This is a genomic window from Coprococcus comes ATCC 27758 (assembly GCF_025149785.1).
Taxonomy (GTDB): domain Bacteria; phylum Bacillota; class Clostridia; order Lachnospirales; family Lachnospiraceae; genus Allocoprococcus; species Allocoprococcus comes.
In genome coordinates this window covers 49,616-61,862 of record NZ_CP102277.1, presented here as the reverse complement: position 1 = coordinate 61,862, position 12,247 = coordinate 49,616, and the positions used below count along the sequence as shown (strand labels likewise).

Genomic DNA, 12,247 nt, shown 5'->3' with positions numbered 1-12,247 from the left:
AATTGATAAGATAAAATACAAGAAGTCAATTTATACAAAGTCAAAGAAGTCAAGAGGAGATTTGCATGAACGAATTTATATCAAATTCAGGCACACTAATAAATCCTGACAGCGTTTACGATCAGGAAAGATTCATCAATATACTTCAAATCATTTTACAGAAAAAAACACAAAAAGAATTATCTGAACAAACAGGCTTAAATAATGCAACCATTTCACGAATGCTCAACGGTGCCCGATCTGGAAGACCATATAAAAGCACTATTGATAAAATTGCAAAAGCCATTGATGATCCAGAACTTATCCAAGAATTATATGATGCAACGGGATATTCTTCTAAGAAAATACAGGAACGGAAAAAGATAATTGCAGACAATGGATTTTCTCTGGATCTCTCTACTGTTCAGGTGCATGAAAAATTTTTTTCTACCTTAATGCGTGGACTTTCCATGATGACAAGTCTGCATAAAGTTGAATGGACAATAAAATCCGGAACACCCAGATCATACGATTATTTAATTGAATTAAAAGAGGGAACTATAGATTATTGGTATATTAGATATGTAGATAGAATTACTTCTGATGAAGAAAGAAAAAAAGCCTTAACTGCCATTTATGGAGAATTTGCAAAATTGAAATTGGACGGAAAAATCAAAGTTTCTTGCGCCACTCCTTCTTATGAAGATTATGATTATTTTATTACAATTCCGCCATACCAATTAAATACAAATGCTTCTATTATACATTTTGATTCTGAACTCGAAAGATTTGCAGACGAAACCTTTTTAGAGACAGCTTTACCACTTAAAGAAAATATTCCTGTTAAGGATTTTTGTAATCTTACCGAATCACTGATACTATAACTTTTTGGTTTTATCACAGAGAGAGTTGCTTATGGCTCTCTCTTTTTTTAACGCTTCCTCCTCCCATGTTCTAACTCATTATGGCAAATCATTTTCTAAAGCAAGTATCGCCTAGAGTAACTCAAAATCCCATTTCTGGATTATGATTCTCTGACGAACTTAATGGAGATTACGATTCCCCATACCCTCAATATCACAAAATATCAAATTTTGCTATTAGCTCATAATAAATTTTCGCAGCTATCTGTTTTTGCACTCATAGTTATCAAAAGCTTTTTATAACCATCTGCTTCTACCAGTAACAAAATGTCAATAGTTTTTTAATCACTTTTTCAAAAAAGGCAAAAAAATAGAACGTATAGATTATTTCCATACGCTCTATCTCACATTTCATATTAAATTTTTGAATTCTACAAAATGATTATTTTGTAATTACATTCCATACATATTGGCATTCTTTACAAGTACTTTATCACCCTTTTCTAATTGTTCCTTGGAAATTCCTCGTAACCCAAGTCCAACATGCTCTGTTTTATATCCACAACCATTTGCTTTTCGTTCTTTTGTATGTACATCGACAGTAGTAATTCTGGTTTCTAAGATATCTCCATTTGCTTTATAAATACATGCATTTTCCCCTTCTCTGCACATCCCTGTTAATATGTTTCCTGTGGCAACTGTTCCAACTCCCATAATTGTAAATATATCATCAATAATCAATTCAAAATCTTCTTTTAAACACGATGGAACATCTAATCTGCTCATGTATTCTGTTTCTCGTTCTTTTTTGCTTTTACCAAATAATCCCATGGTATTCCTCCTTTAAAACTTCCGATTTTTCGTTCTCAGCGACTTCCCAATAAATGGGAATTGTTCTACTTCTTCATCTTTTTAATATCCAGATACAGCCCATATCCCAGAAAAAGGATTCCAATAATAAACGCAATACCAGCCGCTATTGCTAAAAAAGGACCTACACATTCAAGACCGGCTGCAAATAAAGTGGCATTCCACGAAACTACTCCACTCATAAATATCGCAGCAGAAATATATCGTGCAGAAATTAAAACTGCTGACATGAAACAGAAAATAGCACCTACAATTTTGTTTTCCATTTAAATTACCTCCAAATACCGATTTGTTACTCACATGATATCATATTTTTTCTTCAATTACATCCACCTAATTTTAATACACTGCCTGTCGACTTGCTTCTGTAACCAGCATCCGGTTAATCTTCTCCTGCATTGTTTCCTTTGCATTTTCATTGAAATGATAACGGACAACATAGACTGTCTGCCCGATTTTCTTTGTAAATGTGTTACCCTCTGTTTTTGTATTCATCATTTTTTCCATAATCATTTCTCCTTTCTTTTGGAGCCCCAGCAGAGAGTCATTCCATTGGTCTCTGTCAGAACATTATTCTTTAAATCAGACCCAAAATGGGCACTTCCAGTTTCACAGGCTACCTATATATAGCCTTTTCATTTTTGCTTGCAAAAAGCCTTGTGATCACAGCACTTTTTTAACGTAAAAAGCGTTTTAATATGATGCAGCCAACGACAAGAAGCATATCTAACAAATATCATTGTCTATCACTTCTGTTTTCTCTGCCGATATCTCTCTGGTTAATGCCTAATAATCTTCCCTGCCAGACAAGACGATAAGTACAGCGTTTGCTTCTATCGTGTTTCCAAATACTTTCTTCCATCATCCGATGGTTCTTCATCAAGTTCCGGTCCGTGACGTTTACAGATATCTAAAAACATTGTCCGGCAGGCAGAATCGGCTGCAGATTCAAAATTTTATTATTCAAAAATAAATAAAAATGGATTCCACCAAAATACCCATCACCAAAAATGTACTGGACACTTCTATTCATTATATTTGCACCAACAACTTGAAGTTATCTTCCTGCTTACGACTTTCCAACAACATAAACTCCAAATATCATTTTGATAATATAAAGATACTTCTTTCTTACCCCAGAGCAAGATCCACCTGTGTTTAACAATATTGTCTTTCATCACAATATTCTCTCATCAGGTTTTCATCTTGCTGGGGATTCCCCAAACCCATTTTTCTATTTATGCCGAGGTCTCAGTACACACTAGAGCAAGATCCACCCCGGTAATACCATATCGCTATTTTAGCAATACGGCATTTTTCGGATGTTGGAATCTTGCTGAGGATTGTGCTCCCCAGTTCCTCACATTCAGCATAAATATATAATTGGTTCCTCGAATTTCTTCGGTCACAGCACAGGGAGAAAAAATAGGCTAAACAGCCCTATATCCCTGTGAAATCACCATGTGATTAAAAAATAGCAAGGACAGGAAGTGTGGATACACTTCCGCAAAATTGCCAATTTCGGAGCCATATCCAAAATTGAAAAATACATAAAAATCAAAAATCCGAAACCTTACTTGATATCCAAATTTATAATTTTTACAGATTACAAAAAAACCAATATGAAAATTTTACAAATTTTGTACCACCTGTAAAATTCCCATATTGGTTTTCATTCAGCTTTTATGGATTTGGAATATTCTATGTTTTCAAATATTTTACTTTGAGCAAAAAACAGCTCTATAAACTTTTATCATTGCATTTTCTGGTATAATTTCATCAACTCTCCCACACAATCTGCTTCCGTCATTTTTGTACTAAAGCCATACGCAGCCATAACAGCTTTATCATTTGCAGTATGTGCTCGCCGTAACTCGGCTGGCATTGTTAAAGGATCATATAAAGCCGCAAGATTACTATTAGGATATAATGTTCTTGCTTTCAAAATTTCCTGTGCCGATTTTTCAATTTGTTCCCGATTCTTCTCCGTTACTACAGGCCACGGGAAATTGTTATACACTATTGTGTTTGAATAACTATAATCACTTTTTAATCTTCCACACACTGCTCGCATCCATGCCATATGAACATTCGACATCAATACACCAAATTCATAAAATGATGCATTTGGCATAGTGAATAATTTGTCTCCCGGAATAATTTCACCATCTAAATAATCCATTGGAATATATCTACGATTCTGAGAAGAAACTTTGGGAATCGCAATATATTGATTTTTATGTTCAAGTATTGATGCAAATAAAGTTGGATTCTCAGCCGCTTTTTTTGTGTTCGCTCTTGTACTACTAAGTCTAAATTCACGTACTTTATTCACCCGTTCTAATATCATCGGACATTTTTTTAATAATCCAGGATCAGCTCCAACAAGCCAAATACAATATCTCGGCTTTCGATCAATAAAATCTTTTCCCATCATATAATGTCTAAAAAACGGAGAAGCCTGTGGTTCTTTTTCCAAAAACTCTTCCTTTTCCTCTTCCGTCAATATTAAAAATCCACCATCAATTGCTTGCCCACCTAATGCTATTTCAGGAACATTACACAATGGTTTCATTCTTTTTTCAATGAATATATTTTCTGCATCAAGCAAATATCCATTAATATTATTCGCCGGAATTGCGTTCTCACCTGAATAAATTATTTTCTGCCTATTATTTACAGCTCTGCTAAAGCCAACAATTACACAATGAACATGCGCTTTTATTGACGCTTCACTATCCCATATAAATGTTCTGTATGCAAAATCAATATGTACACCTGATTCAAAAAGCGGTTTCCAGAGAATCGAAACACTTTCTCCCTGTGTAATTGAATTAGTTGATACCAATGCTGCTCTGATATTATAATTTCCCATATAGTCAGCTGCTTTTTTATACCAGCAACTAACATAATCAAGATTTCCTATACTCTTCCATCCTTCAAATATCTTCTCAACATCTTCCTTCTGCTCCGACGCCATCCAACGTGCTCCTACAAATGGCGGATTTCCCATTATAAACGATAATTTTTCTGCAGGAATTACATCATTCCAATCAATTCTTAATGCATTTCCTTCTGTGATATTTACATATGTCTTTAAAGGAAGAAAATCATCATTAAATCCATACACAATATTTTTCGTTTCTTCCAACATTTGAGATTCTGCAATCCATAAAGCCGTTTTTGCAACTGTAACTGCAAAATCGTTAATCTCTATTCCATAAAATTGCTGAATAGAAACTCTAATTGGATTATTTACCTCTACCAATGTCATTTGTCCGCCAACTTTTTCCTTTATCACCTCATTCTCCAAACGACGAAGCGACAAGTATGTTTCTGTAAGGAAATTTCCAGAACCACACGCAGGATCAAAAAATGTAAGTGATGCCAATTTATTTTGGAATTCTTCCAATTTTTTATCTCTGGTACGCTTCACTTGAATTGCTCTAATACTATCAAATTCCTTTTGCAAATCTTCCAAAAAAAGCGGACTAATAACTTTATGTATATTTTCAATAGATGTATAATGCATTCCTCCTGAACGTCTGGTCTCAGGATTTAATGTAGATTCAAATACCGCTCCAAATATAGTTGGAGAAATATCACTCCAATCAAAATCTTCTGACGCTTTTGTAAGAAGTAATTCTTTAATTTCCTCTGTAAAAGGTGGTATCTCAATAGTTTCATCAGCAAATAACCCACCATTTACATACGGGAACTGAGCAAGTTCTTCCTCCAAATACTCGTCTCGCTCTGATACAGGTGTATCCAATATCTTAAATAATTCTAATAAAGCTCTCCGGCAATCCTTTACTTCATATGTTTCCAAATAATCATGGAACATATTTCTCTTTCCGAAAATACCAGCATCTTCTGCATACAAGCAAAAAACAATTCGCACACATAAAGCATTCAGGCTCTTTAGTTTATGCTCTCTTTTTTCTTTCTGCTCAAATGTTTCATCCTTTTCCTTAATATCTGGTATACGATATTGTTTTAAAAACGCATCATAAATAAGCCCAACAATACCTCCTGCTTTTATTGATACTTCCATTTCATGCGATATTGTCTTTACTTCCTTTTTCACCAAGAAGTCCAACAATGGATATTTGCTTTGTAATTCATCTAAAGCAATCTTTGTCGGTTCTGGCTGTTTCTGGTTCATATCATAAATCCAAATTTCAGCAAAATTTGACGTAACAATCCACCGAGCTCTTTCATCAAAAGTCAGCTTCCCATTATATCTGTCTGCCTGTTCAAATGGAGTAAGATCAACATCTCCTGAATTCCTGATTTTCTGATCCAATGCTTTTCCAAGACTCTTCTGTTCAATAATTACTCGTGTTTCAGGAATATATACATCAATACGTTTTGTATTTCCATCAATTACAACTTTCTTTTCAAAGTTCAAACGTTCTGTCACATTATCCATTCCCAAAACATTCGTCAATAAATCAATCCAATAAGAACGTCCATCTTCATCTTCTTTCCCTTTTCCCATCCATCGGTTTACAAATTGACGGGCAGCCTCTCTTTGTTCTGCATCTGTCATGCTTTTTCCTCCTAAATAATCGTACATTCACAAATCTTTCTCCGACTATTTTTACATATCATATCCACAGTATATCATAAAATTATTACAGAACAGCATTCATATATCATTATTTGTATTTTGTCTACACACAAGGAACTTCTACCGCCAAATCATAATAATATTGATACATGACCATGTTATCTTTTGCTTCTATATACACTCTCTGAGCTTCTTTCATCAAGTTATTCCAAATTTCTTTCCATTCACTAGGAGCCGAATCTAAAAACCACATATTATTAAATGACATTTCTATCGTCCCCCATAAATCATCTTCTTTACGCTCAGTTTTTATATTCATCTGCATATTTCGTGCAATTTCCAATGCATCTTTTTGTAAAAAAGTGAATTTCACTACTTTTTGAGGATCTGGAACTTTCTTAAAACAACGCATATGAGCTTCTGCCTTTTTTATAATTGTTTCCAATTGTTCATCATGCCATTTTTTATCCTCTAGTATCTCTTCTTCTGACATTTGCGCTTTTTCTGCATTAATTTCTCTTTGCATTTCTTCCAATTCACGCTGTGCAATATCATAATATTTCTTTTCAATCACCATAATCTCCCAACTCCATAAAAAAAGAAACAGTCAACATTTTCGTTACAACTGTTTCCTTTATTTTTGAAGTCCCCGGAGCATTTGTATCACTACATTCTGTTCTTTTTCATCAAGATTATTCCAAATATTCAAAACCTCTTGTTGTGATTCTGATAAGCTTACTGGAACATCCATTCCGGCAAAGAATTGTGCCATTGTTACTCCCAGTGCATCACATATCTTTTCTACAGTAGGCATAGTGGGTAAACTTTCTTTAGCAATAATTTTTCCAATCGAAGATTGAGATATACCAGTCAATTGTGACAGCCGATATTTACTCATATCACGTTTTTTACATAAAGCTATAATATTGTCCGCAATATAATCCTCTGTACGCAAGTAAATACACCTCTTTCCGATAGTAGTTACCTTAATTGTAACTAGAAATCCGAAAAAATATTAGAGATGTATCTTGCAAGTATTTACTAAGGGAAACAGTAGTATTAAAACAAAAAAAATAGAACTATATAAAGTTGTATTCCATTAATGTCAGCTTATTATCTAAATGCTCATATTCTCTTTGTATTTCTTCAATTTTATCATATAGTTTCAGCACTGTCGAACCCTTTATCATTTTATTTTCTTGGCACATCTGCCGGAATTTTTCTTTGTACTCCCGCAGTATTCTTCCTTTTTCCTCTAATTCCTCCAGTGTTTTAATTTCCTCTTTATCTGCCATGTATTTTCCTCTCAGACATAATTTTTAATACATAAATAATAACCTTTTTTTCGCTGTTGTTCAATTACAACTTATCGCCTTTTTCTCCCATCAATCGACAATCTTCTTTTTGCTATATACATATGATATACTTCTTTTTATACAACCAATTACTATTGTATAACTCACCATTTTTTCTATCTACAACACAAAAAAGTCAAGTTGTGATGGAAAGGAGGTGAGGACATGGAAATAAATTATGCACTTATAGGCAAACGTATAAGAGAAACCCGCAAACAACGAGGATTATCTGCCGAGGAGCTGGCTGAAATCGCTGATCTTTCTACTGTTTATATAAGCTATATAGAAAATGCCAAGCGTAAACCCAGTTTAGAATCTTTAATCAAAATTAGCAATGCCCTTGAAATTACTATTGATGAATTACTCTATGGAAACTTGTTATACAATCCTACGGAATATCAAACTGATATTGATTTATTAATGGCAGATTGTACCAGCACTGAAAAACGTTACATATTCGAGGTTCTTTCAGCCATAAAGAATATTTTACGAATCAATGATTGGCATCTATCCTCAAAACACAATTACGATGCTGATAACCCGAATGATTATTAAATCATTCAATAACAATCAAATATCTATTTCTACATAAACCATCTGTTAATCACTTAACTGATGGTTTATGTCTTTTTCAATCCAAAAATTCTATGATAGTTATATCAACTATAAAGGATGTCGCTATTGATGAAAGAAAGTGAAGAACGAAGCAGTAATATTGATGAACAGAAAGCCAGAATCCGGCAAAGATACAAAGGTATTGATCCAGAAGAACTGGAAGTAATTCCGGCACTTCCACCAGAGGATATTTTTAAAACAGAAAAAAAACTACGAGTAGCTGTATATGCAAGGGTATCTACGGATGATCCACGCCAAACATCCTCATATGAATTACAGAAAAATCATTATCAGGATGTAGTAAATAAAAATCCGAATTGGATGCTTGTCGAAATATATGCCGACGAAGGCATTTCAGGCACTTCGCTTCAACATAGAGATGCATTCAAAAAAATGATTGAAGATTGTGAAGCCGGAAAAATTGATTTAATCATAACAAAAAGTGTATCCCGATTTGCAAGAAACGTTGTTGACTGTATCCGATATGTACGAGAGCTTTCTTCACTCCGTCCACCCGTCGGTGTATTTTTTGAAACAGAGCATTTAAATACTCTTGATCCCAAAAGCGAAATGATTCTGTCATTCATGTCAACACTTGCACAGGAAGAAAGTCATACCAAAAGTGAAATTATGAATTCTTCCATTGAAATGCGTTTTCGTCGGGGAATATTCCTTACACCTCCTCTGCTCGGATATGACCGAGACGAAAATGGAGATCTTGTAATCAATCCACATGAAGCTAAAATTGTGCAGCTTATTTTTTATATGTATCTGAATGGAAGCAGTACTCAACAAATTGCTGATTCTTTGACAGAACTCGGTTGTAAAACAAAAAAGAATAATGATGTCTGGTCATCCAGTACCATACTACAAATCCTTCAAAATGAACGCCATTGTGGGGATGTTCTGGCGAGAAAAACATGGACTCCTAATTATCTTGACCATAAATCAAGGAAAAACAATCAAGACCGTAATCAATACAGAAAAGTCGGACATCACGAAGCTATTATCTCCCGAGATGATTTCATAGCTGTTCAAAAATTAATTACAAATGCGAAATATGGAAATAAAGAGATTTTACCAGAATTACATGTGATACAAGAAGGCTCTCTAAGTGGATTTATAAGCATTAATCCAAGATGGTCTGGATTTAAAGCTAGAGACTACTTTGAAGCATCTCAAAGCGTCCTTAAACCGGCAAATATGAATGTACCTGATACAATTACTGCTTCCGCCGGTTCCTTCGATTTAAGAGACTATGAAGTTGCCAGAGGACAATTTTTCTCCTCTGTTGGTCGGATTTCTGTTTCTTTTTCATATAAACAGATCTCTTTTAACAAAGATGCTATACGGAAATTTCCAAACATAAAATTTGTCGAACTGCTAATACACCCAAGCTCAAAACTACTTGCTATCCGACCATGTTCCTCTGAAACAAAAAATAAAGTGCAGTGGTCACGTCTCAAAGATGGTCAACTTATTCCAAAACCAATTTCCGGCGCTGCATTTTTGCCAACATTATACGAGATATTTAAATGGGACAAAAAATGCAAATATAGAATATTAGGAGTTGCCCACCAAAAAGGCAATGAAAATGTCCTTATTTTCAACATGGACGATACAGAAATACGAATACCGACAAGTACCAACGACGTATCCGCCCCCAATAACAACATGCCTGATACAATATCTGATTCTAAGAGTGTGTTAGCTTATCCTGCCGACTGGATGAATAGCTTCGGTAATAATTACTATACTCAGTCTCAAGCGCCAGAATTAACAGAATTTACAGCAGACAAAAACTGGCAGACTGCTTCAGAAAGTAAACCTTATAAAGAACCCGAGCTACAAACCACTCCCAAAGAAACCATTATACAAAATATAAAGAATATTATTACAGAAATTAAAGGAGACACCCAATGAGCGAGCAACCTATAAATCAATGGAATATGACTACAGAACCTTCTGATATGATGAAAATCAACACACCTATGCCAATAACAGTCGCGCCCAGCCCCTCAAATCAAATGGAAGTCATTGACGATGATTCTTTCAGCTATGACGGTTATCAAGTTGTACGTGGCGAATTCTTCGCTCATATTTACGAACCTTCGTTTACGTTTAATAACTACAAGGTATCTGTAAATACCGCCTGCATAAAAAAACTACCCGATGTCGAATATGTGCAAATATTAGTCAATCCCATTGAAAAAAAACTGGCTGTCCGTCCCTGTCGAGAAGAAGAAAAAGACTCTTTTCGTTGGTGTTCCTCTGGAAAAAAGCGTTCGCCAAAACAAATCACCTGTCGAATTTTCTTTGCTAAAGTGATATCTCTCATGGACTGGAATCCTAATTATCGGTACAAGATTCTCGGCAAACTAATTCGTTCTGGCAATGAAATACTGTTCATTTTCGATTTAACTTCACCTGAAATATTTCCTCGTACTCTAAAAGACAATGGAACTGTAACCACTGCTAGGACACCTTCTTATCCTGAAGAATGGAAGAATCAGTTCGGTATTCCAGTGGAAGAACATCAAAAATCAATGCAAGTCAATATATTTGAAGGCTACGCAGTATTTGACATACAAGAAAAGAAGAAGGCAACTGATAAATCCATAGAAAAAGCAAAAGAACCATCAACAGCAGAAAGTGAGGAAAAATCCTATGAACAACAAACACTCTTCCCATCCACTAATATGTATTGACTTTAAAAAGAATCGTATACGAATCCACCGCAATACACTCCGTCAAATTGGTAACCCAGAATATATTCAACTTCTTGTTAATCCTGATCAAAAAATGATAGGTATAAAGGCTAGTTGTGCGGAGGATAAATTGGCACATAAAGTTAAGGATTATTTTGTCATCAATGGTAACAGTTATGAATTGTACAGCCGAGAATTACTATATTCACTTTCCCAACTTAACCTTTCTTGGGAGAAATTTAACATTTTTCGTTTAGAAGGCAATATTTACCCAGATAAAAAAATAGCTCTATTTTCCATGGATAACATCATCACAAAACTGCCACAAACAGAATTCAAATCAGAAATAATGGGAGATGAGTATGCGCAATTATAGTATATATACATTAAAAACAAAACTAGAATTCACCAATTTGTATCAATATCTCAGTGAAAAAGATTATAAACAACTTGAACAACAGATATTATGTCATTCCTATCACACCCCCATCTGCACATGGAATGGTATTGTCATTAATGGTATAGAAGCATATGAATTATTTCGTAAACACAGTATTCCTTTCCGAATAAAAAGACTCCATTTTTCCAGTAAAGAAGATGTAATTTCATGGATATGTACTGACCAACTTAAACGAGAGGATTTAACCAATATCAATAAAAAATACCTGATTGGGAAAAAATATGATGCTGAAAAAATTATAGTTTCAAGACAACTTTCATCTACGAATAAATCTCATATTTCCGGTGCAAGCATCGCAGCAAAAAAAATATCCGAAGAATGTAATGTAGCAATGGCTACCGTTTACAAATATTCTGCTTACAGTAGTGCACTAGATATAATTGATGAAAAAGTTCCGGATTTTGTCAAACGAGTTCGTTCTGGTCAACTCTGGATTTCCCAAGCTAATATTATTGAGCTTTCAGGATTACCAAAAGAGCAACTTTTAAGTCTAAATAACTACCTTCTTGCCGAAAAGATAGAACATCTCAGTTATCATGATATGAAAAGGGAATTACTATGGAATAATTACGCCAAACCGATGTTAAGGAAAGAATCTTCCGTTTCTATTCCTTCAATACGCAACCTGCCACAATTTGATCCAGATGCGGAAATTGCAAGTCTTACATTGACGATTCCCTCGTGGAACAGTTCTATCGAAAGAGTATTAAAAGTTTCAGATTTTAAAATTGCATCTGATACAGCAAAATATAAGCTTAAATATCAGCTTATGTGTCTAATATCAACCACAAATAATATTTTAAAAAAATTGGAGGAAATATAAT

At 34.4% G+C, this 12,247-nt stretch carries 13 protein-coding genes; 6 read left to right on the top strand and 7 right to left on the bottom strand.

Annotated features, from left to right (window positions below):
• Positions 1-65 precede the first annotated feature (65 nt).
• Positions 66-863, top strand: coding sequence for a helix-turn-helix domain-containing protein (locus tag NQ556_RS00315; protein ID WP_129880098.1), 798 nt, complete (start codon positions 66-68; stop codon positions 861-863).
• 432 nt (positions 864-1,295) lie between these two features.
• Here the strand turns inward: NQ556_RS00315 and NQ556_RS00310 are convergent, their stop codons facing one another.
• The 7 genes from NQ556_RS00310 to NQ556_RS00280 all read right to left on the bottom strand — a co-directional run bounded on the left by NQ556_RS00310 (position 1,296) and on the right by NQ556_RS00280 (position 7,580).
• The gene (locus NQ556_RS00310; protein ID WP_008374225.1) at positions 1,296-1,673 is read right to left on the bottom strand and encodes a hypothetical protein; all 378 of its coding nucleotides are present in this window, start codon (positions 1,671-1,673) and stop codon (positions 1,296-1,298) included.
• A 65-nt stretch (positions 1,674-1,738) separates the two neighbouring features.
• Positions 1,739-1,978: a hypothetical protein gene (locus NQ556_RS00305; RefSeq protein ID WP_008374227.1), complete on the bottom strand. Its 240-nt coding sequence runs from the start codon at positions 1,976-1,978 to the stop codon at positions 1,739-1,741.
• A 73-nt stretch (positions 1,979-2,051) separates the two neighbouring features.
• Complete coding sequence (locus NQ556_RS00300) at positions 2,052-2,219, bottom strand: transposon-encoded TnpW family protein (RefSeq protein ID WP_015513594.1); 168 nt, start codon at positions 2,217-2,219, stop codon at positions 2,052-2,054.
• A 1,246-nt stretch (positions 2,220-3,465) separates the two neighbouring features.
• On the bottom strand, positions 3,466-6,264 hold the full coding sequence (locus NQ556_RS00295; RefSeq protein WP_204575754.1) for a DNA methyltransferase: 2,799 nt from the start codon (positions 6,262-6,264) through the stop codon (positions 3,466-3,468).
• A 124-nt stretch (positions 6,265-6,388) separates the two neighbouring features.
• Positions 6,389-6,862 (bottom strand): chemotaxis protein CheY, encoded by a 474-nt coding sequence (locus NQ556_RS00290; protein WP_129900264.1) that lies wholly within the window; start codon positions 6,860-6,862, stop codon positions 6,389-6,391.
• Positions 6,863-6,919: 57 nt separating this feature from the next.
• On the bottom strand, positions 6,920-7,240 hold the full coding sequence (locus NQ556_RS00285) for a helix-turn-helix domain-containing protein (RefSeq protein ID WP_013976760.1): 321 nt from the start codon (positions 7,238-7,240) through the stop codon (positions 6,920-6,922).
• A 124-nt stretch (positions 7,241-7,364) separates the two neighbouring features.
• Positions 7,365-7,580 (bottom strand): hypothetical protein, encoded by a 216-nt coding sequence (locus tag NQ556_RS00280; protein WP_015525605.1) that lies wholly within the window; start codon positions 7,578-7,580, stop codon positions 7,365-7,367.
• A 225-nt stretch (positions 7,581-7,805) separates the two neighbouring features.
• On the opposite strand from NQ556_RS00280, the gene NQ556_RS00275 reads away from it, so the two are divergent.
• From NQ556_RS00275 to NQ556_RS00255, 5 genes are all read left to right on the top strand, one after another.
• Positions 7,806-8,195, top strand: coding sequence for a helix-turn-helix domain-containing protein (locus NQ556_RS00275; protein WP_008374249.1), 390 nt, complete (start codon positions 7,806-7,808; stop codon positions 8,193-8,195).
• 129 nt (positions 8,196-8,324) lie between these two features.
• On the top strand, positions 8,325-10,178 hold the full coding sequence (locus tag NQ556_RS00270; protein WP_129879754.1) for a recombinase family protein: 1,854 nt from the start codon (positions 8,325-8,327) through the stop codon (positions 10,176-10,178).
• On the top strand, positions 10,175-10,963 hold the full coding sequence (locus NQ556_RS00265; RefSeq protein ID WP_055145192.1) for a hypothetical protein: 789 nt from the start codon (positions 10,175-10,177) through the stop codon (positions 10,961-10,963). Before NQ556_RS00270 ends, NQ556_RS00265 begins: the two co-directional genes overlap by 4 nt.
• On the top strand, positions 10,923-11,339 hold the full coding sequence (locus tag NQ556_RS00260) for a hypothetical protein (protein WP_044999283.1): 417 nt from the start codon (positions 10,923-10,925) through the stop codon (positions 11,337-11,339). Before NQ556_RS00265 ends, NQ556_RS00260 begins: the two co-directional genes overlap by 41 nt.
• Positions 11,326-12,246 carry a hypothetical protein gene (locus tag NQ556_RS00255; RefSeq protein ID WP_055145197.1) on the top strand — a complete coding sequence of 307 codons (921 nt, stop codon included), beginning with the start codon at positions 11,326-11,328 and terminating at the stop codon, positions 12,244-12,246. Before NQ556_RS00260 ends, NQ556_RS00255 begins: the two co-directional genes overlap by 14 nt.
• Position 12,247: the final 1 nt, after the last annotated feature.

Excerpts from the sequence above, each read along its gene's own strand:
- NQ556_RS00280 (WP_015525605.1), bottom strand. The coding sequence starts at position 7,580 with ATGGCAGATAAAGAGGAAATTAAAACACTGGAGGAATTAGAGGAAAAA.
- NQ556_RS00315 (WP_129880098.1), top strand. The coding sequence starts at position 66 with ATGAACGAATTTATATCAAATTCAGGCACACTAATAAATCCTGACAGC.
- NQ556_RS00295 (WP_204575754.1), bottom strand. The coding sequence starts at position 6,264 with ATGACAGATGCAGAACAAAGAGAGGCTGCCCGTCAATTTGTAAACCGA.
- NQ556_RS00260 (WP_044999283.1), top strand. The coding sequence starts at position 10,923 with ATGAACAACAAACACTCTTCCCATCCACTAATATGTATTGACTTTAAA.
- NQ556_RS00310 (WP_008374225.1), bottom strand. The coding sequence starts at position 1,673 with ATGGGATTATTTGGTAAAAGCAAAAAAGAACGAGAAACAGAATACATG.
- NQ556_RS00300 (WP_015513594.1), bottom strand. The coding sequence starts at position 2,219 with ATGGAAAAAATGATGAATACAAAAACAGAGGGTAACACATTTACAAAG.
- NQ556_RS00275 (WP_008374249.1), top strand. The coding sequence starts at position 7,806 with ATGGAAATAAATTATGCACTTATAGGCAAACGTATAAGAGAAACCCGC.
- NQ556_RS00270 (WP_129879754.1), top strand. The coding sequence starts at position 8,325 with ATGAAAGAAAGTGAAGAACGAAGCAGTAATATTGATGAACAGAAAGCC.
- NQ556_RS00255 (WP_055145197.1), top strand. The coding sequence starts at position 11,326 with ATGCGCAATTATAGTATATATACATTAAAAACAAAACTAGAATTCACC.
- NQ556_RS00305 (WP_008374227.1), bottom strand. The coding sequence starts at position 1,978 with ATGGAAAACAAAATTGTAGGTGCTATTTTCTGTTTCATGTCAGCAGTT.
- NQ556_RS00265 (WP_055145192.1), top strand. The coding sequence starts at position 10,175 with ATGAGCGAGCAACCTATAAATCAATGGAATATGACTACAGAACCTTCT.
- NQ556_RS00290 (WP_129900264.1), bottom strand. The coding sequence starts at position 6,862 with ATGGTGATTGAAAAGAAATATTATGATATTGCACAGCGTGAATTGGAA.